An 18,169-nucleotide genomic window follows, 5' to 3' on the forward strand; every position below is an offset into this window, starting at 1 on the left:
ATTGGCTTTTTTCTTATGGGGCCGGGAATGACCGGTTAAATCATCATCCCCGCCACTGTCAACATATCGCCTTATTGCCAGCCGTAGCGGCGGGCATACCAGCCCTTCATTGCCTGCGTCAGTACCGCATAGGCAACCAGGATCACCAGCAGCCACGGGAAGTATGTCAGCGGCAAAGCCTGCAGCTTGAAGTAATGCGCCAGCGGCGACATCGGCAACAGGATTCCGACCAGCATGATGATGATGGTCATGCTCATCAGGGCCCACGATGCGCGGCTCTGGAAGAATGGAATCTTGCGGGTGCGGATCATGTGCACGATCAAGGTTTGCGACAGCAGGCCTTCGATGAACCAGCCGGACTGGAACAGGGTCTGGTGTTCCGGTGTATTGGCGCCGAAGATGTACCACATCAACGCAAAAGTGGTGATGTCGAAAATTGAACTGATCGGGCCGAAGAACACCATGAAACGACCGATTTCGCCGGCATTCCAGCGTTGCGGTTTTTCCAGGAATTCCTTGTCGACGTTATCGAAAGGGATCGTGATTTGTGAAATATCGTACAGCAGGTTTTGCACCAGCAGATGCAAAGGCAGCATCGGCAGGAATGGCAGAAATGCGCTGGCGACCAGTACCGAGAATACATTGCCGAAGTTGGAGCTGGCAGTCATCTTGATGTATTTCAGCATGTTGGCGAAAGTCTTGCGGCCTTCCAGCACACCTTCTTCCAGCACCATCAGGCTCTTTTCGAGCAAGATGATATCGGCCGCTTCCTTGGCGATATCGACTGCGGTATCGACCGAGATGCCGATGTCGGCAGCACGCAGCGCCGGTGCGTCGTTGATGCCGTCGCCCATGAACCCGACCACGTGCCCCTTGTCATGCAAAACCCGCACGATACGTTCCTTGTGGGTCGGGCTGAGCTTGGCGAACACGGTAGTAGTGTCGACTGCGACCGCGAGATCGGCGTCGCTCATTTTTTCGACATCGGAACCGAGCAGCATGCCGTCCACCGCCAGGCCGACCTGGCGGCAGATCTTGGCGGTCACCAGTTCGTTATCGCCGGTCAGGATCTTGACGGTGATGCCGTGTGCCTTGAGCGCATCCAGCGCCGGTTTGGTCGACTCTTTCGGTGGATCGAGGAAGGCGATGTAACCGATCAGCACCAGGTTGCATTCATCGGCCACGCCGTACACTTCCTTGGTCGGCGGCAGATCCTTGGCCGCTACCGCCACCACACGCAAGCCTTCAGCATTCAGGCTGGAGGTGGTTTCGTAGATTTCTTGCAGCAGCTCCTTGGTGAACGGCACCACTTCGCCATTATGGCGAGCGTGGGTACAGACCGAAACGATTTCTTCCACCGCACCTTTACAGATCAGTTCATGATGGTCTTCGCGCTCGCTGACCACCACCGACATGCGGCGGCGCTGGAAATCGAATGGAATTTCATCGACCTTGCGGTAGGCTGAGGCCAGCGCCATTTCGCGCTGCAACTCGGCGTGGTCGAGCACGGCCACATCCAGCAGGTTTTTCAGGCCGGTTTGATAGTGGCTGTTGAGGTAGGCATATTCCAGTACCAGATCATCCTGCTCGCCGAGGATGTCGGTATGGCGCTCCAGGAAAATCTTGTCCTGGGTCAGGGTCCCGGTTTTGTCTGTACACAGCACATCCATGGCGCCGAAATTCTGGATCGCATCAAGCCGCTTGACGATCACTTTTTTACGCGACAGGGCGACCGCGCCCTTGGCCAGCGTCGAGGTGACGATCATCGGCAGCATTTCCGGCGTCAGGCCGACCGCGATCGACATCGCAAACAGGAACGCCTCGACCCAGTCGCCTTTGGTGTAGCCGTTCAGCAGGAACACCACCGGTGTCATCACCATCATGAAGCGAATCAACAGCCAGCTAACCTTGTTGACGCCGGACTGGAATGCGGTTGGCGTGCGGTCGGCGGCGGTGACGCGTTCGGCCAGGGCGCCGAAGTAGGTGCGGTTACCGGTAGTTACGACGATCGCAGTGGCCGAGCCGCTGACCACGTTGGTGCCCATGAAACACAGGTTGTCCAGTTCCAGCGGGTTGCTGGTAGCAGCGCTGCGGTGGGTGATGAATTTCTCCACTGGCAGCGATTCGCCGGTCATGGCGGCCTGGCTGATAAACAGATCCTTGGCAGTCAGCAAGCGCAAATCGGCTGGAATCATGTCGCCGGCAGACAACTGGACGATATCGCCCGGAACCAGTTTCTTGATCGGCAATTCGATGCGGCGCGCGCCCTTCGGATGCAAGGTGACGTCGAAGTAGCGCAAAGCTTCTTCGGCAATGTCTTCGGCCAGGTCATGCCGCAGCACGGTGGCGGTATTGCTGACCATTGCCTTGAGTTTGTCGGCCGCGGTGTTGGAGCGCGATTCCTGGATGAAGCGCATCAGTGTCGACAACACCACCATCGAGCCGATGACGATGGTGGCTTTCATGTCTTCGGTGAGGAAGGACACAGCGGCCAGCACGGTCAGCAGCAGATTGAACGGATTCTTATAACATTGCCACAGATGTACCCATTTCGAGATCGGCTTTTCATGTTCGACTTCATTCGGGCCGGCGATGGCGCGGATATCGTCCGCCTCGGCTTCTGTCAGGCCGTCGGCACGGCTGTGCAGGGTCTGGAACAGTTCGCTGATATCGACACGGGCCGCGCCGGACAAGGTTTCTGCCAGTGACGGCGGCACTTCTTTGGTAACCGGCGTGCTGCGAAACATGTCCGCGCCAAGACGGCGAAAGTGGCGATCCATGCCATGCGTGCGGACAAAGCTGACGAATGTTTCTTTAAGAATATTCAGATTCATGGAGTTCTTCTTTTTTTCATGCAATACGGTCGGCTGTCGTCGATCAATGTGTTGCTTCCTGCGGGCTTTTTAACTTTGTCGATTCAACTTCATCGATTTAACTTTATGTTAACGATTGGCAATCCATCCGGATGACAGCGAGTTAGCGAAAAAAGTAAAAGCTTTAGGACGGCACCAGACTGTAAATTCGATCGGTGACATCTTGATGACAATGTCGGGTCAATTTCAAGAGCTGGTATCAAGAGTAGATACACAGATGTTCGATGGCTCCAGACATCGGCAAAAGCCAGGGTCGGAGACAGATTCAGCCTAGCGCGCTACCGGAACGGCAACACAGCTTTGCATAAAACAAGATCAGGTGGTGGAATACTGCATGGCCGGAAACAGATTCCGGACACTGGGATACCATCATTCGCCGGTGGCGAGATGACGGCAGGGGAATCCTGCGTTATCTTGCCGAGGCGGTGCCAGAACAGGTCTGGCTACAACTGTCACTCGAACAAGTGCCCATTAAAAGGGGCTCCATAAAATTTAGACTGGTGGATAGTAGTCGCGCCGTGAGTGGCGGTCAAGAAAATTGTGCAGGACAGCACTAGTTTTTTCGGCTTTGATTTTTAATTGTTTTTTTAGCATTTTAGCTGTTGTCATTCCATTATTCAGCCTTGCCTTTGAGAACCCGAAATCTATACTGAAATTACAAGCAAGCCGAGGAGATAATGATGGTCAACCTGATAATGCACAATCTGCTGTTCTTTGTGCCGGCAGCCATCGCCGGGTTGATATTGTGCGGCGAAGTACCGGTAGCATCCAAGTTTGCCAGAGGCAGCTTGCGCGCCATCGGCGCTATTTGCGGCGCTTTGGTGGCATTGGTTATTTTGGAAGCCATACCAGCTTTGCTCTGAAGCCGCCGTCCAAGGAACCACGTCGGGATCGCTGACAACATCCCGAGGCTACTCTGTTTGCTGCGCATCTGATCGTCTGATTTCAAAGTCGGCGACAACTCCTTCCTTTGCATCGCGTGAACGCGTGGGATAATCCCACGCAAATTCTCTTTTTTCACCGGTGCCCACTTGAATAAAATCCGCGCAATCAGTCTCTTTATTTTGTCTTCAGCCTTGTTGAGCGGTGTTCAGGCACAAGAGTCTTCCGCCGGATTGCCGGCGCCGTTCAGCAAAGCCTTGCAAGTTGCCGGGATTCCGGTCCAAAGCGTCGGTGTGTATGTGCAGGAAGTCGATGGCACCGGAAGAGTGCTGGCATCGGCCAACGCCGGCGTGCCGTTCAATCCGGCGTCGACCATGAAACTGGTGACGACCGACGCCGCGTTGGAATTGCTGGGGCCGACCTATCGCTGGAAAACCCAGGCATACACCAACGGCAGCCAGGTCGGCAATGTACTGCAAGGCGATCTGATCTTCAAAGGCAACGGCGACCCCAAGCTGGTGCTGGAAAATTTCTGGCTGTTCCTGCGTCAGATCCGCGCCAAGGGCATTCGCGACATCCGCGGCAATATCGTCCTCGACCGCAGCACGTTTGATGAGAATGCCTACGATCCTTCCGAATTCGACGGCGATCCGATGAAACCGTATAACGTCGGCCCCGACGCCTTGCTGCTGAACTACAAGACACTGACTTTCCAGTTCGTACCGAACCAGGAAACACGCCAGGTCAATGTGCTGACCGATCCGCCGATGAGCGGCTACCCGGTTACGCCGCCGCGCCTGGGCGGCGGCAATTGCGATGACTGGCAAGGCAAGCTGCAAGCGGCGGTGGATGCCGACGGCGCCAGTTTCAACGGCGCGATGCCGGCCTCTTGCGGTGAAAAGACCTGGTACGTCAATCCCTACAAGATGAGCTCCACCCAATACTTTGGCGCGGTATTCCGGCAAATGTGGGCCGATCTCGGCGGTACATTCAGCGGCGTGGTGAAAAGCGGGGTGATGCCGGCCGACAGCAACCTGATCAGCGAATGGAGCTCGGTGACCTTGCCGGAAGTAATCCGTGACATAAACAAATACAGCAACAACGTGATGGCACGGCAAGTGCTGCTGACCATTGCCTCCGATATTCTGAAAGTCCCGGCCACGCCGGAACGCGGCGCGCGCGCCATCCAAAGCTGGTTGACCAACAAGGGCATAGATGCCAGCGGCCTGGTAATCGAAAATGGCTCCGGACTGTCACGCAACGAAAGGATTTCCGCCAAGACCATGGGCCGCATGATGGCCTCCGCATTCCAGTCGCCGACCATGCCCGAATTCGTCTCGTCGATGCCGCTGGTAGGTTACGACGGCACCATGCGCAAGCGCCTCAAAAACCAAACCGTAGCAGGCCAGGCCCACGTCAAGACCGGCACCCTGAACGATGTCAGAGCAATCGCCGGCTACGTCCTGGCCGCCTCCGGCAAATACTACGCAGTGGTATGTCTGATCAACCACCCCAACGCCCCCAGCGGCCAAGCCGCCCAAGACGGCCTGCTGCAGTGGGTATACGAAAATGGTTGAAATAGCGTTTAGTTAAAGTCAGTTAAATCGACTCTGACCCCAATTAATTAATTGGGGTCAGAGTCGATTTAATCGGGCGATTACAAGACCAGCGGTTTGTCCGATAGCTCGTTCTTTTTCCGGCCTTGATCGGGGAAGTGCCGCGTTAGCAGGGTGTTCATTTGTTCCAGCGCGGCGAGCGTGCTGTCGTGGAAGGCGCCGTTGGCGAATTCCTTGGTCATGGTTTTGCACACGGCTTGCCATTCGGCAGCCTTGGTGGCGCGGCCGATGGCGCGGTCGACAATGATCTCGACCTTGTGATCGGCCAGGTTCACATAGAGCAAGACACCGACGTTTTCTTCCGTGTCCCAGATCCGATAGTGCGAGAACAGCTCATGGGCGCGATTGCGTGAGGTTACGCCATTGAGTATTGAGGGCAAGCTCAGCGAGCCTTCCACAATCATTTTGACTTCGGCTCGATGGGTGACCTCGCCGTCTGCAATTTTCTGCTGGATAGCCTTGAGCGTGGCTGCAGAGAATGCGCGTTGTGTACTGCGTCGCGTTGTTAGCAAATGGCGCCAGATGCGTTGTAAAGTATTTCCCATCACCAATCTCCCGACGCGCCGCCGCCATCGAATCCACCGCCGCCGCCGGAAAAGCCGCCACCGCCGCCAAAACCACCACCACCGCCACCTCCAAAACCACCGCCGCCACGTCCGCCCTGGCTTAAGATGCTGCCAATGATGACACCAGCGGCATTGCCCCAGACGTTGTTGTTAAGCGCGCGGCCAGAACCTGCACCGCCGCCGCGCGCACGCGAAATGATGGTGATCAAGATGAAGAAACCGAAGAACAGCAGCGGCGCCAAAGCGCCAAGCAAGTCGGAAGAGGGCTCTTGGGCTGGCCCGGACTTACGGCTGGGCGGTGCAAAATTCTCTTGGTCAAGCAATGGCATGATGGCCGAGATGCCGGCAGTCAGGCCGCCGTAATAGTCGTTTTTCGAAAAATACGGCGCGATGATTTCCTGCAATACACGCTTGGACTGGGCATCGGTCAACGTGCCCTGAACCCCGCGCCCGGTCAAGATCATCATGCGCCGCAAGGCTTTCGGATTGTCTTTCGCTACTAACAGGATGACGCCATCATCGATCCCTTTGCGGCCCAGTTTCCAGGCATCGGCCACCCGTACGGCATAGTCCTCGATGCCTTCCGGCTCGGTTTTGCTGAGCAGCAGGATTGCGATCTGGCTGCCGGTGCGCGCCTCGTATTCGCTCAAGGTATTGTCGAGCGCGTCGCGCTGGGCCGGCTGAAGCATGCCGACCAGGTCGGTGACATGCGCTTTCAGGGGCGGCACAGGCACCTGCGTCGCCATGGTCTGCGCCATGACGGGCGCGGCCAACAGGCTCAGCAGCGCCAGACAACAGGCCAGCGCCGGGGCCAATAACCGCGCGCGGATTGCAGGGATCGCAAGGACTACCTTAAGCGACATTATTTTTTGCCACCGAAATCAACATCAGGCGAAGTCGAAATGGCTTTTTCATTATCCACAGTGAACGAAGGCTTGACCTTGTAGCTCATCACCATCGCGGTCAGATTGGTCGGGAAACTACGTGCCAGCACGTTGTAATCCTGGACTGCGACGATGTAGCGGTTACGCGCCACCTTGATGCGGTTTTCTATGCCTTCCAGTTGCGACTGGGCATCGCGGTACAAACCGTCGGCTTTCAGTTGCGGGTAATTTTCAGACACAGCCATCAAGCGCGACAAGGCCGATGACAACTGCCCTTGCACTTGCTGGAATTTCTCGAACGCGGCGGGATCGTTCAGCACTTCCGGCGTGATCTGGAAGCTGGTCGCTGCGGAGCGGGCTTTGGTCACCGCTTCAAAAGTAGCTTCTTCATGGACGGCATAGGCTTTCACGATCTGGGCGATTTTCGGCACCAGGTCGGCGCGCCCTTGATATTGATTGACCACTTCGCCCCAAGCGGCTTTTACAGCCTCATCCTTGGTTTGGAAATCGTTGTAGCCACAAGCGCTGAGCAACGAAGCGAAGGCAGCAATAGCCAGCCATTTGAAGAAAATTTTCATGGATATCCCTGATAAAAGAAACAATGTAATGCACGTTAGCAAACTATCGATAGCTGCTCAAGTGTTAAATAGCCGCTACTCCGGTTATTCCCGGCTAAATTGGACTTACAATGCGGGGTTCGTATTATTGAGGCTTGATCGTGACTTTTATCGAAAAACTATCCGCCGCCTGGAGCGCCAACAATTCTTTGCTGTGCGTCGGGCTAGACCCGGATATTACTAAATTACCATCGCATTTGCAGCAGCAGCCGGATGGCATCTTTACTTTCTGCAAGGAAATTATAGACGCTACCGCCGCCACTGCGTGCGCTTTCAAGCCGCAGATTGCCTATTTTTCCGCCATACGCGCAGAAGACCAGTTGGAAGCGATTTGCGATTACTTGCGCAAAAACTACCCGCAGATACCGATTGTGATGGACGCCAAGCGTGGCGACATTGGCGCCACCGCCGAGCAATATGCACGCGAAGCATTCGAGCGCTACGGTGCCGACGCCGTGACGGTGAGCCCCTACATGGGCTTCGACTCGGTCGCACCGTACCTGGAATGGAAGGATCGCGGCGCCATCGTGTTATGCCGTACTTCCAATGCCGGTGGTTCGGATCTGCAATTCCTGAACGTGGATGGCGTACCGCTGTACCAGCACGTGGCGCGCCTGGTGGCTGAAAAATGGAATACCAACGGCCAATGCGGCCTGGTGGTCGGAGCTACTTTCCCGCAGGAATTGGCGCAAGTACGCAGCATCATCGGCGACATGCCGTTGCTGGTGCCGGGCGTGGGTGCTCAAGGTGGCGATATCCAGGCAACCGTGAATGCCGGTAAAACGGCAAACGGCATGGGCATGATGATCAATTCATCGCGCGCTATCTTGTACGCCAAGCCCGATCAGGCTGGCGGCGAAGACTTTGCCCGGGCCGCGCGCCGCGTGGCCGAAGAAACCCGCGATGCGATCAATCGTTTTCGGGGCTGAGGACTGAGACTAACGGGCCCGAGCATCGGGTCCGAATATCCGGCCTGAAATTATTTCAGGAAGCGCAATAAGCCTTGCAAGGCATGAATCACGGTTTGTTCGCGCACAGCACGCCGGTCGCCTGAGAACACCAGGCGCTCAGTATGGGTGTGATGGCCGACTGACCAGCCAAAACAGACAGTGCCGACCGGTTTGCCAGGTACTGCACCGCCCGGGCCGGCAATGCCGGTGGTGGAGACGGTGACGTCGGCATTACTGTTGGCCAGCGCGCCTTCCGCCATGGCGCCAGCGATTTCTTCGCTGACCGTGCCATATTGGGCAATCTCGGCCTCCGGAATATCCAGCAATTCGGTCTTGGATCCGTTGGAATAGGTGACGAAACCGCAGTCGAACCATTCCGAGGAACCGGCGATTTCAGTGATCGCTTGCGACACGCCGCCGCCAGTGCACGATTCGGCGGTAGACAAGAACCAGTTCCTGGCCTGCAGGGCGCGCCCGACTTGTGCTGCCAGATCAGTAATTTGTTCAGTGGTATCGTCAAGCGCGGTGTTCATGTCGAAGCTCCTGTTATCTGCCTGGTAGGTGGTTACATACTGCCACTTGTGGCGGCCAGATGCAATCCGTCAAAGCCAGGCAGGTAACTTAAAACAATCGCCACAGGGCCAATACCAGCAGCGTATAAAACGCTGCCACAATGTCATCCCACATGACACCGAAGCCGCCCTTCAAATGCCGGTCGAAATAGGCAATCGGCGGCGGTTTGACCATGTCGAAAAAACGGAACACGACAAAGGCGCCAAACTGTGCCGGCAAACTGGCTGGCGTGACCAGCACCAGTACTAGCCAGAACGCGATGATTTCATCCCACACCATGCTGCCGTGATCCGGAGCGCCAAGATGGCGGCCGGTGCTCTGGCAAGTCCAGATGCCGACCACAAAACCGGCGGCGATGATCACCAGCCAGTTCAGCGGCGTGAAAATTTCCGGCCAGCGGGTAGTCAGCACCACATACGATAACCAGCCGAACAAGGTGCCGAAGGTACCCGGCATGATGGGCGAGAGTCCGCTGCCAAAACCTTGTGCAATGAAGTGCGCCGGGTGCGACAACATGAAGCGGGCGCTAGCTTTGATCGGTTTAGGAGTGGGGGTGGCTTGAGTCATGTAGCGCGGGTCAGGTTGCGTGAATCAGGTTGAGAGAAAGTGATCGAAGGAAGCAAGTTGCAGCATAAGCGGAGCATTGTCGGCATCGCACAGGCGCAGGCCATGGCTGGCGTCAATGCTGCCGATGCGGGTCACTGCCGTAGCCGCCGCGTGGCCTGCGGCCAGCACTGCATCGCGCCGGTCGGCGGGCGCGGTAAAGCACAATTCATAATCGTCGCCGCCGGCCAGGGTGAAGTGGCGGCGGATCGCCTGGGTTTGTTGCGACAGGACCGGGCCGGCCGGCAGGCTGTCGACCGCCAGCGTAGCGCCGACGCCGGAGCGCTTCAGGATATGACCTAGATCACCGACCAGTCCGTCCGAAATGTCGATCGCCGCACGCGCGATACCGCGCAAGGCCAGACCCAGGGTTACGCGCGGTGTCGGCTGGTGCATGCGCGTCGCCGCCAGCGCATGACGCTCGGCATCCATGGCCAGCTGACCTGCCAGCTCATGCCGATAACCCGCCAGCGCCAGCCGCGCATCGCCCAATGTGCCGGAGACCCAGATATCGTCGCCGGCTTGCGCCGCATCCCGGCGCAGAGCCTGGCCCGGCAGGGTTTCGCCGAATACCGTGATGCAGATATTCAACGGACCCTTGGTCGTATCGCCACCGATCAACTCGCAATGATGCTCATCGGCCAACGCTAGCAGACCGGCTGAAAACGGCGCCAGCCATTCTTCGCGCGCGGCGGGTAGCGCCAACGCCAGCGTAAACGCCAGCGGGCGGGCGCCCATCGCCGCCAGGTCGGACAGGTTGACCGCCAGGCATTTATGGCCCAGCGTGAATGGATCGGCATCGGGGAAAAAATGCCGCCCCTCCACCAGCATGTCGGTGGAAATGGCCATTTGCATACCGGCCGTGGGCGTCAGCAATGCGCAGTCGTCGCCGATGCCAAGGGCAATATGATCAATATTGCTGCGCGCCGTGCGAGTGAAATAGCGGGAGATTAGGTCGAATTCGGACAACATTCGTAGATTGTACCGAATGGCGGCCAATTACAGCGGTTTTGCTTAGTTTTTCGAATCAAATGATTGTGCAGTGGCAAATGTGCTCAAAATGGCGCCCCGCAACTGGTGGTGCGCGAAACAGCACCTTTCTGCATGATGTCTTCACCCTTGGTATTGCCGACCGAAATCTGCGTCACGCAATAGGTGCCGTTCGGCCCGGTCACCTTGGTCACCCGCTGGCCATCCGGCCGGGTAATGTCTTCCATAGTGGTTTCACCTGGCTTGGGCGTCTCTTTCTGCACGACTGGCCCTGCAAGGGCTTTTTCCAGTATTTGTTGTCTGGTTGGTTCTTTTGCGGCTGGTGCTGCCGGTTCGCTGGCCGGCGGCGAATCCTTACGCAGGTCGCGGTCTATCTTTCCGATATTGCGTTTCGCGGCATCGACCATGTCCTCGGCGGAGGGCCGGTGGGAAGCTGCAGGTAGTTGCGGCGCCGTACTGCCGGGAGCGACCGGCTGATAATGCGTATCCTCGACCGTTATCGTTCCGGGCGGCAGCGGAGGTACTTGCTCTCCCGCCTGCGCGAGCGGAAACTGGGAGAGGGCAAGCAGCGACACCGCGGCTGCCAATCTGGCAAACCGTTTGTCGATACGGGGAAAAAATTGGATCATCAACATGCCGCAGAATCCTATGACAATTGCATTTTCCTGGCGCTACGCTTTATGCAGCGCCAACCGTCAGCTCAAGCGCGTGTATTAAACTCGTGCTTCAAACTCGTGCATTAAACGCGCGTAAATACCAGATCCCAGACCCCATGCCCGAGACGCAAGCCGCGATTCTCGAATTTGGTCACCGGCCGATAATCTGGCCGCTCCGCATAAGTCTCTGCGGTATTCTTCAACAGCGGCTCAGCGCTCAACACTTCCAGCATCTGCTCAGCATACTCCTGCCAGTCGGTCGCGCAATGCAGATAACCGCCCGGCGCAATGCGCGACGCCAGCAAACTGACCAGCGGCCCCTGGATCAGGCGGCGTTTGTTATGCCGAGCCTTGTGCCAGGGATCAGGGAAGAACACATGAGCGCCGGCCAATGAGCCGGGCGCAATCATATTCGTCAGTACTTCCACCGCATCGTGCTGGATCAAGCGCAAATTGTTCAATTGCTGCTCGCCGATCAGCTTCAGCAAGCTACCGACGCCAGGCGTATGGACCTCGACGCCAAGGAAATTCTTTTCCGGCATGCCGGCGGCAATCTTCGCCGAAGTTTCACCCATGCCGAAACCGATTTCCAGGATGGTCGGCGCGCTGCGCTCGAAAACCTGGTCGAGATCGGCCACTGACTTGTCATAAGGAACGCAAAAACGCGGCCCCAATTCCTCGATGGCACGCGCCTGCGCCGTCGACAAGCGCCCGGCGCGCGTGACGAAGCTGCGGATCCTGTGCTCGGTAGGATCGTAAAAGAGGGGTTTGCCGGATTTGTTTTCTGACATGCTTAATTAGTAAAAGGTTAGGGTGAGGCCAGTGCTGGATTGCCGGAAGCTGCAGCGTCATTGTAACGCCAGACAATTGATCGCCTCAAAAATACAAATGGCACCTGAGTAACAGGTGCCAGCGCTGATCTGGAGCGGGTAGAGGGGATCGAACCCTCGTCTAAAGCTTGGGAAGCTTTCGTTCTACCATTGAACTACACCCGCAAGATCTTGATTTTAAACTAAATTTAGTTGTTTCTGAAAGTCTAAAATTATGGAAATTGCGGAGCGCTCCGCAAAAACTACTTTGACGTACCAAAGCCTTAACCCTGTGGACGGGCATTTATCAGTTGCGTTTCTCGGGGCTTCGCAATTCAAATATGGTGTCTAGGCCGGACCTTTGCAGTGGCAACGCAGATTGTTAGGCAAGCAAATTGAGGCGTAGCCATGCACGCTTTTTGAAAATGATATATGATGATCGTCATGTTAAAAAATTCAACCCATTTAAGCGCCAAACGCGCCACTCAGAGCCGCAAGGAAGTGACGCACGACCGTATCGTCGAGGTGGCTGCGCGCGCGATCCGGCGCAGCGGTTATGCCGGCACCGGGGTGGCGGATATCATGAAGGAAGCCGGCCTCACGCACGGCGGCTTTTACGCGCACTTCGACTCGCGCGAGACGCTGCTGGCCGAAGCGGCTGACAGCGCCGGCGCCGAAGCGGTGAGCTTGTCGGCCGACATTGCCGCCGCCGCGGCGCCAGGGCAATCCTTGCAGGCGGTGATGCAAGCCTATTTATCGCAGCAGCACCTGGAAGACGTTGAGCACGGCTGCCCGGTGGCCGCGCTGGGCTCCGAGATGCACCGCCAGGCGCCGGAGGTGCGGCACGCGGCCACGCGCCATATCAAGGCGATGATCGATATGGTGGCCCGCCAACTGCCCGACTGGGGAACGCCGGGCGCGCATGAGCAGGCGATGTTCATGGTCACTTCGATGGTCGGCACGATGGTAATGGCGCGGGCGGTCGACGATCCCAGGCTGTCCGCTGCGTTGCGCGACGCAGCACTCAAGCATTTTTCTGAGGCTGGCAAATAAGACCGGCCTGGCAGTCCACGTTCCGGGCTTTTTTTGACACAAAATATGATGATCGTCATATTAAATGGCTACACTGAGAGGAAGCATAATGAACAGCAAGATCGCAATCGTGACCGGAGCGTCATCGGGTATCGGCGAAGTCACAGCCGAGCAGCTCTCCAGGGCGGGTTACAAGGTGTATGGCACCAGCCGCCGTGGTGCGCAAGGGCAAAGCGGCAAGCGCGCATTCCAGATGCTGGCGCTGGATGTGACCAGCGACGAATCGGTGGCGGCCGCCGTCAACGAAGTGCTGCGGCTTGAAGGGCGCATCGACCTGCTGGTCAACAACGCCGGCTTTGGCGTCGCGCCCGCTGCGGCCGAAGAGAGCTCGATCCGGCAGGCGCAGGTGATTTTCGACACCAACTTCTTCGGGATCGTCAGGATGATCCGCGCCGTCGTGCCGCACATGCGGCAGCGCGGAAGCGGGCGCATCATCAACATCAGCTCGGTATTGGGTTTTGTGCCGATGCCGTACATGGCGCTGTACTCGGCCACCAAGCATGCGGTGGAAGGCTACTCGGAATCGCTGGACCAGGAGCTGCGCACTCAGGGCATCCGTGTTTCGCTGGTCGAACCGGCCTACATCAAGTCGGCGTTCGACGCCAACCAGCTGCAGCCCGACCAGGCGCTCGACGAGTATCGCGACCTGCGCGCCGGACTGAACTTGCGCGTGAAGCAAGCGCTGGAAGGCGCGGATGGTCCGGCCGTGGTGGCCCGGACGGTGGTGCAGGTGGCGCTGGCGGCGACGCCGAAAGTGCGCTATACCTCTGGTGCGTTGGCCGGACGCCTGCGCTTCCTGCGCCGGTTCGCACCCGCCGCGCTGGTCGAAGCCGGCGTACGCAAGGACTTGCGGCTTGATTCCCAGCCGGCGCTGCGCAAACCTGTCACGGCTCTGCCACAATAATCTACGATAAAACGGGAGCAGCACATGAAAGCCTACTTCATCAACCGCTACGGCAAATCGGATGTGATCACCTCGGGCGACCGCCCCGAGCCGGTACTGCGCGACGACGACGTCCTGGTGCAGATCCACGCTGCCGGCGTCAATCCGGTGGACAATAAAATCCGCGACGGCGAATTCAAGCTGCTGTTGCCATATAAGATGCCGCTGACCTTGGGCTGCGACCTGGCCGGCGTGGTAGTGCGTATTGGTGCGCGCGTGCGCCGTTTCAAGGTGGGCGATGAAGTCTACGCACGGCCGGATGACGATCGCATCGGCACGTTTGCCGAATTCATCGCAATCAAGGAAGATTCGCTGGCCCTCAAGCCGGCCAACCTGACGATGGAGGACGCCGCGTCGATTCCGCTGGTGGCGCTAACCGCATGGCAGACACTGGTCGAAAAAGGCCAGCTGAAGAAAGGCCAGAAAGTGCTGATTCACGCCGGTTCTGGCGGCGTCGGCACGATTGCGATCCAACTGGCCAGGCACATCGGCGCCACGGTCGCCACCACCGCCAGTGCAGCCAACGCCGACATGCTGAAAAACCTGGGCGCCGACATCGTCATCGATTACAGGAAGGACGATTTTTCGACCAAGCTGACAGGCTACGACCTGGTGCTCGACACGCAGGGCGGCGACACGCTAAAGAAATCACTGAGCGTGCTCAAGCCAGGCGGTAAGCTGATTGGCATCGCCGGCCCGCCCGATCCCGATTTCGCCAAGCTGCGTGGTATGAACGGTTTTGTCCGCCTGGTGATGCGGCTGCTCAGTTACGGCATCCGGAAAGCGGCCAGTCGCCGAGGCGCCAGCTATTCCTTCCACTTCATGACTGCTAGCGGCCAGCAGCTGGGCGAGATCACCAGGTTGATCGAAGCGGGCCACATTCGGCCTGTGGTCGACAGGGTCTTCCCGTTCGAGGAAACCAAACAGGCCTTGGACTATGTAGAAACGGGACGTACGAAAGGGAAGGTCGTGATCAAAGTGCGCTAGCGGGTACTCGGACGAAGTTGTCGAGCCATGTGATCGTCCTAGAGGAGGTGTTTCGGGAGAACTCACATGCAGCGACTAGCTCCGCCTCTCGGCTCCTCCGCAGGAGCATGGCTCGAAACACTATTTTGTCGGTTCTACAATCTTACCTCTACGGAGGTAATGCCGTTGAGTTGTTTTAACATTGTCGTGCCCAAGCAGATCGCTTGCGGCCTGGTCGCCACGGTCATCTGATGTGTCGTCCGCCGCTTTAGCGCGCAGGTCGTAAAAACGGAAAGCCTTTATATCTGCGGCTAACTCTGGCGATTGCTTGGTCGCTGCGATTTTCGCCCGGGCGAAGTGACTGCGCAATGCTGGCAGGGTGAATACCTTACCGTCGCCATTCATCAACAATTGATCGTTGTCAATTTTATGCTGCGCCTTGCGCACGACTATTCGGCCAAGTACGGCAGCCAGTTCTCCGGTAACGGAAATACGTAATTTCTTTTGCGTCTTTCCTTGATCAACAAGCAAGAACCCGTTGGCAATATCGCTAGCCTTCATTTTGAGTGTGTCGGCTGGACGTTGGCCGGTGAGGTAGGCCAAATCCAGAGCGTCTATCAGCGTACCGCTAGCGCAACTTCGGACGGCATTGAAAACTGCGTCGGTAATGTACACAGTGCGTTTTTCCAGGCTGAATCCTTTGATACCTTTCGAACAAATCCCCGAATCAATCTATGACACGAATATGCTGATCGAAAATTTTCCGTCAAAAGAAACCAAGCTCTTAACACTGGTAAAAAAAGATAGTTATGAGGTGAATGGTGATCCGACTTATCCCAAAGACCTCAAGCGTATTGATCCGACCTATAGAAATAATGCCAAGTAGTTCTCGCGGCCCAATGCATGTTAACTGCAGCTATATCTTCAGAGAGATATGCAATTTTGTCGGCTGCGATCTATAACGATAGTCGAATCTATTAGCAAGGAAGCCGAACGCTAAGCTCCACCTTGTGCGTCCGCTTTTGCGAAACATAACAGGCCGGTTTGGGTCGTGAGCCGTCTGTCAGGCTTCTGGAAACCAGCCGCTCGTTGATAAAATCCCGCAGACGGCAGGTCTACTCACCTAAGCAGCCGCTCGTTCCAATATAGATGCAGAACGCATTTTGCATAACACTGTTTGACATCCCATCTAAGCCCATTGACCGCAACCAGTCTGAAGTCGACGGTGAGTGTCACTGACATGAATGTCTCAAATAGGCCGATTGTTCGCGTTCGGCATCATGGGAAAAGCAGCCATACCCGGTTTGATAGGGGCCCTTTACAGCGCTATAGCCGCAAATGCATTACCCCGAATGACGTCCACAGAGTCAATACCGTCTATCTTTTGATATTTTGCCGCTCCGGGCTCTCCAGATTGAGCCCATTGAGCGTAATAGGCGATGAGCATTTTCGTTTGAGCGTGATAGACCCTTAGGCGTTTTTTAACCGTATCCTCTCTATCGTCGTCGCGCAGAATCAAATTCTCACCGGTTATATCGTCTGTTCCTTCGACCTTTGGCGGATTGAATGTCATATGGTAGGTACGACCAGACGACGGATGAATCCGGCGTCCGCTGATGCGCTCCAGAATGACCTCATCCGGCACATCGATTTCCAGCACATAGTCGATTCTGATGCCGGCTTTCTTCATCATCTCTGCCTGTGGAAGCGTGCGCGGAAAGCCATCAAACAAATAACCGTTGGCGCAATCAGCTCGCGTCAAGCGATCTTTAACAAGACGAATAATGATTTCGTCTGATACCAGGCCGCCCGCATCCATCACCTTTTTTACCTCCGCGCCCAGAGGCGTCTTGTCTTTTACTGCAGCTCGCAACATGTCGCCGGTCGAGATATGTGGGATATTGAAACGTTCCTTAATAAAAATGGCTTGAGTGCCTTTTCCCGCACCAGGCGGTCCTAAGAGTATGAGGCGCATAATATTTCCGTAAAGTGGGATTTAAGTCCTGTACCTATGACAATTTTTTGCAACTTCAATGCAGGACACGTTTTCATTTCTTTGATTAAAGCGCCTGTTTGAGTTGCTCCAGGACTGCCGGGTTCTCCAGAGTTGATATGTCCTGAGTGATTTCCTCGCCTTTCGCCAATACTCGCAGCAAACGCCGCATGATCTTGCCGGAACGGGTTTTCGGCAGGTTGTCGCCGAAGCGGATTTCCCTTGGCTTGGCGATCGGGCCGATTTCCTTGGCGACCCAGTCGCGCAGCTCCTTGGCGATCTTCTTGGCTTCGTCGCCGGTGGGGCGGCTGCGCTTGAGGACGACGAAGGCGCAGATGGCTTCGCCGGTGGTCTCATCCGGCTTGCCGACTACCGCGGCTTCGGCCACGATCGGGTTGGCGACCAGCGCCGATTCGATTTCCATTGTGCCCATGCGGTGGCCGGAGACGTTCAGCACATCGTCGATACGGCCGGTAATGGTGAAATAGCCGGTATCCTTGTTACGGATCGCGCCGTCGCCGGCGAGGTACAGCTTGCCGCCGAACTCGGGCGGAAAGTAGGCGCTCTTGAAACGCTCTGGATTGTTCCAGATGGCGCGGATCATCGATGGCCACGGACGCTTGACGACCAGGATGCCGCCGTGGCCGTCTGGCAGTTCCTGCCCTGCTTCATCGACGATCACGGCTTGGATACCCGGCAATGGCAAGGTGCAGGATCCCGGTACCAGCGGCGTAGCACCTGGCAGCGGAGAGATCATGTGGCCGCCGGTTTCAGTTTGCCAGAAGGTGTCGACGATCGGGCAACGCTCACCGCCGATATTTTTGTGGTACCACATCCAGGCTTCCGGATTGATCGGCTCACCCACCGTGCCCAGCAAGCGCAGTGACGACAAATCGTATTGCGAAGGATGCACGTTCTTGTCGGCATCGGCAGCTTTGATCAGGGAACGGATCGCGGTCGGTGCGGTATAGAAAATGGTGGCCTTGTGCTTTTGCACCATATCCCAGAAACGGCCGGCGTTAGGATAAGTCGGCACGCCTTCGAAAATGATCTGGGTGGCGCCGACAGCTGTCGGGCCGTAGGCAATATAGGTGTGACCGGTAATCCAGCCGATGTCGGCGGTGCACCAGTAGACATCGTCCGGCTTGATGTCGAA

Annotated in this window: 18 protein-coding genes and 1 tRNA gene; 6 read left to right on the plus strand and 13 right to left on the minus strand. The window is 56.8% G+C overall.

All coding sequences use genetic code 11. The annotated features are described in order from the left end of the window. Positions 1-71: 71 nt before the first annotated feature. Positions 72-2,834 (minus strand): magnesium-translocating P-type ATPase, encoded by a 2,763-nt coding sequence (gene mgtA, locus BM205_RS23085; RefSeq protein WP_092417200.1) that lies wholly within the window; start codon positions 2,832-2,834, stop codon positions 72-74. Between the two features lie 719 nt (positions 2,835-3,553). On the opposite strand from mgtA, the gene BM205_RS23090 reads away from it, so the two are divergent. Together BM205_RS23090 and dacB are read left to right on the plus strand one after the other, a co-directional pair. Then, positions 3,554-3,736: a hypothetical protein gene (locus BM205_RS23090; protein ID WP_092417201.1), complete on the plus strand. Its 183-nt coding sequence runs from the start codon at positions 3,554-3,556 to the stop codon at positions 3,734-3,736. Positions 3,737-3,913: 177 nt separating this feature from the next. Beyond that, positions 3,914-5,332 (plus strand): D-alanyl-D-alanine carboxypeptidase/D-alanyl-D-alanine endopeptidase, encoded by a 1,419-nt coding sequence (dacB, locus tag BM205_RS23095; protein WP_371326527.1) that lies wholly within the window; start codon positions 3,914-3,916, stop codon positions 5,330-5,332. An 80-nt stretch (positions 5,333-5,412) separates the two neighbouring features. On the opposite strand, the gene BM205_RS23100 is transcribed toward dacB, so the two are convergent. From BM205_RS23100 to BM205_RS23110, 3 genes are read right to left on the minus strand one after another with little or no spacing between them, the layout of a single operon-like run. Continuing rightward, complete coding sequence (locus BM205_RS23100) at positions 5,413-5,916, minus strand: TPM domain-containing protein (RefSeq protein WP_175511365.1); 504 nt, start codon at positions 5,914-5,916, stop codon at positions 5,413-5,415. Continuing rightward, a complete protein-coding gene (locus tag BM205_RS23105) occupies positions 5,916-6,800 on the minus strand; it encodes a TPM domain-containing protein (protein WP_092417204.1) in 885 nt (294 codons plus the stop codon). The genes BM205_RS23100 and BM205_RS23105 overlap by 1 nt, the downstream gene beginning before the upstream one ends. Further along, a complete protein-coding gene (locus BM205_RS23110) occupies positions 6,800-7,399 on the minus strand; it encodes a LemA family protein (RefSeq protein ID WP_092417205.1) in 600 nt (199 codons plus the stop codon). The genes BM205_RS23105 and BM205_RS23110 overlap by 1 nt, the downstream gene beginning before the upstream one ends. Before the next feature lie 140 nt (positions 7,400-7,539). Here BM205_RS23110 and pyrF point away from each other — a divergent pair, with 140 nt between their 5' ends. Further along, entirely contained in the window at positions 7,540-8,367 is an 828-nt protein-coding gene (gene pyrF, locus BM205_RS23115) for an orotidine-5'-phosphate decarboxylase (RefSeq protein WP_092417218.1), read from the plus strand. 50 nt (positions 8,368-8,417) lie between these two features. Here the strand turns inward: pyrF and BM205_RS23120 are convergent, their stop codons facing one another. From BM205_RS23120 to BM205_RS23145, 6 genes are all read right to left on the minus strand, one after another. Beyond that, a complete protein-coding gene (locus BM205_RS23120) occupies positions 8,418-8,921 on the minus strand; it encodes a CinA family protein (protein ID WP_092417206.1) in 504 nt (167 codons plus the stop codon). Between the two features lie 88 nt (positions 8,922-9,009). Continuing rightward, positions 9,010-9,528 carry a phosphatidylglycerophosphatase A family protein gene (locus tag BM205_RS23125; RefSeq protein ID WP_092417207.1) on the minus strand — a complete coding sequence of 173 codons (519 nt, stop codon included), beginning with the start codon at positions 9,526-9,528 and terminating at the stop codon, positions 9,010-9,012. 24 nt (positions 9,529-9,552) lie between these two features. After that, positions 9,553-10,536 (minus strand): thiamine-phosphate kinase, encoded by a 984-nt coding sequence (gene thiL, locus BM205_RS23130; protein WP_092417208.1) that lies wholly within the window; start codon positions 10,534-10,536, stop codon positions 9,553-9,555. Between the two features lie 83 nt (positions 10,537-10,619). Next, on the minus strand, positions 10,620-11,189 hold the full coding sequence (locus BM205_RS23135) for a hypothetical protein (protein WP_092417209.1): 570 nt from the start codon (positions 11,187-11,189) through the stop codon (positions 10,620-10,622). 104 nt (positions 11,190-11,293) lie between these two features. Beyond that, positions 11,294-12,001, minus strand: a complete 708-nt coding sequence (gene trmB, locus BM205_RS23140; RefSeq protein ID WP_092417210.1) for a tRNA (guanosine(46)-N7)-methyltransferase TrmB — start codon at positions 11,999-12,001, stop codon at positions 11,294-11,296. A 130-nt stretch (positions 12,002-12,131) separates the two neighbouring features. Further along, positions 12,132-12,205: transfer RNA gene (locus BM205_RS23145), tRNA-Gly, on the minus strand. A gap of 246 nt (positions 12,206-12,451) precedes the next feature. Here BM205_RS23145 and BM205_RS23150 point away from each other — a divergent pair. The 3 genes from BM205_RS23150 to BM205_RS23160 all read left to right on the plus strand — a co-directional run bounded on the left by BM205_RS23150 (position 12,452) and on the right by BM205_RS23160 (position 15,041). Beyond that, positions 12,452-13,072: a TetR/AcrR family transcriptional regulator gene (locus tag BM205_RS23150; protein ID WP_092417211.1), complete on the plus strand. Its 621-nt coding sequence runs from the start codon at positions 12,452-12,454 to the stop codon at positions 13,070-13,072. Positions 13,073-13,160: 88 nt separating this feature from the next. Next, positions 13,161-14,015, plus strand: coding sequence for an oxidoreductase (locus BM205_RS23155; protein WP_092417212.1), 855 nt, complete (start codon positions 13,161-13,163; stop codon positions 14,013-14,015). A 24-nt stretch (positions 14,016-14,039) separates the two neighbouring features. Further along, the gene (locus BM205_RS23160) at positions 14,040-15,041 is read left to right on the plus strand and encodes an NADP-dependent oxidoreductase (protein ID WP_092417213.1); all 1,002 of its coding nucleotides are present in this window, start codon (positions 14,040-14,042) and stop codon (positions 15,039-15,041) included. A gap of 120 nt (positions 15,042-15,161) precedes the next feature. Here BM205_RS23160 and BM205_RS23165 read toward each other — a convergent pair whose 3' ends face one another. The 3 genes from BM205_RS23165 to BM205_RS23180 form a co-directional block, all read right to left on the minus strand. Continuing rightward, positions 15,162-15,695, minus strand: a complete 534-nt coding sequence (locus BM205_RS23165; protein WP_254784021.1) for a tyrosine-type recombinase/integrase — start codon at positions 15,693-15,695, stop codon at positions 15,162-15,164. Between the two features lie 643 nt (positions 15,696-16,338). Continuing rightward, entirely contained in the window at positions 16,339-16,995 is a 657-nt protein-coding gene (gene adk / locus BM205_RS23175; RefSeq protein ID WP_092417216.1) for an adenylate kinase, read from the minus strand. 85 nt (positions 16,996-17,080) lie between these two features. After that, positions 17,081-18,169, minus strand: a 1,089-nt coding sequence (locus tag BM205_RS23180) for an AMP-binding protein (RefSeq protein WP_139227375.1), incomplete at its 5' end; no start/stop codon positions are given.

Source organism: Collimonas sp. OK307 (assembly GCF_900113705.1).
Classification (GTDB): Bacteria; Pseudomonadota; Gammaproteobacteria; order Burkholderiales; family Burkholderiaceae_D; genus Collimonas.

Coding starts and splice junctions, on each gene's coding strand:
- BM205_RS23160 (WP_092417213.1), top strand. CDS start 14,040: ATGAAAGCCTACTTCATCAACCGCTACGGCAAATCGGATGTGATCACC.
- adk (WP_092417216.1), bottom strand. CDS start 16,995: ATGCGCCTCATACTCTTAGGACCGCCTGGTGCGGGAAAAGGCACTCAA.
- BM205_RS23100 (WP_175511365.1), bottom strand. CDS start 5,916: ATGGGAAATACTTTACAACGCATCTGGCGCCATTTGCTAACAACGCGA.
- mgtA (WP_092417200.1), bottom strand. CDS start 2,834: ATGAATCTGAATATTCTTAAAGAAACATTCGTCAGCTTTGTCCGCACG.
- BM205_RS23105 (WP_092417204.1), bottom strand. CDS start 6,800: ATGTCGCTTAAGGTAGTCCTTGCGATCCCTGCAATCCGCGCGCGGTTA.
- BM205_RS23150 (WP_092417211.1), top strand. CDS start 12,452: ATGATGATCGTCATGTTAAAAAATTCAACCCATTTAAGCGCCAAACGC.
- BM205_RS23155 (WP_092417212.1), top strand. CDS start 13,161: ATGAACAGCAAGATCGCAATCGTGACCGGAGCGTCATCGGGTATCGGC.
- trmB (WP_092417210.1), bottom strand. CDS start 12,001: ATGTCAGAAAACAAATCCGGCAAACCCCTCTTTTACGATCCTACCGAG.
- BM205_RS23110 (WP_092417205.1), bottom strand. CDS start 7,399: ATGAAAATTTTCTTCAAATGGCTGGCTATTGCTGCCTTCGCTTCGTTG.
- thiL (WP_092417208.1), bottom strand. CDS start 10,536: ATGTTGTCCGAATTCGACCTAATCTCCCGCTATTTCACTCGCACGGCG.
- BM205_RS23120 (WP_092417206.1), bottom strand. CDS start 8,921: ATGAACACCGCGCTTGACGATACCACTGAACAAATTACTGATCTGGCA.
- BM205_RS23090 (WP_092417201.1), top strand. CDS start 3,554: ATGGTCAACCTGATAATGCACAATCTGCTGTTCTTTGTGCCGGCAGCC.
- BM205_RS23135 (WP_092417209.1), bottom strand. CDS start 11,189: ATGTTGATGATCCAATTTTTTCCCCGTATCGACAAACGGTTTGCCAGA.
- BM205_RS23125 (WP_092417207.1), bottom strand. CDS start 9,528: ATGACTCAAGCCACCCCCACTCCTAAACCGATCAAAGCTAGCGCCCGC.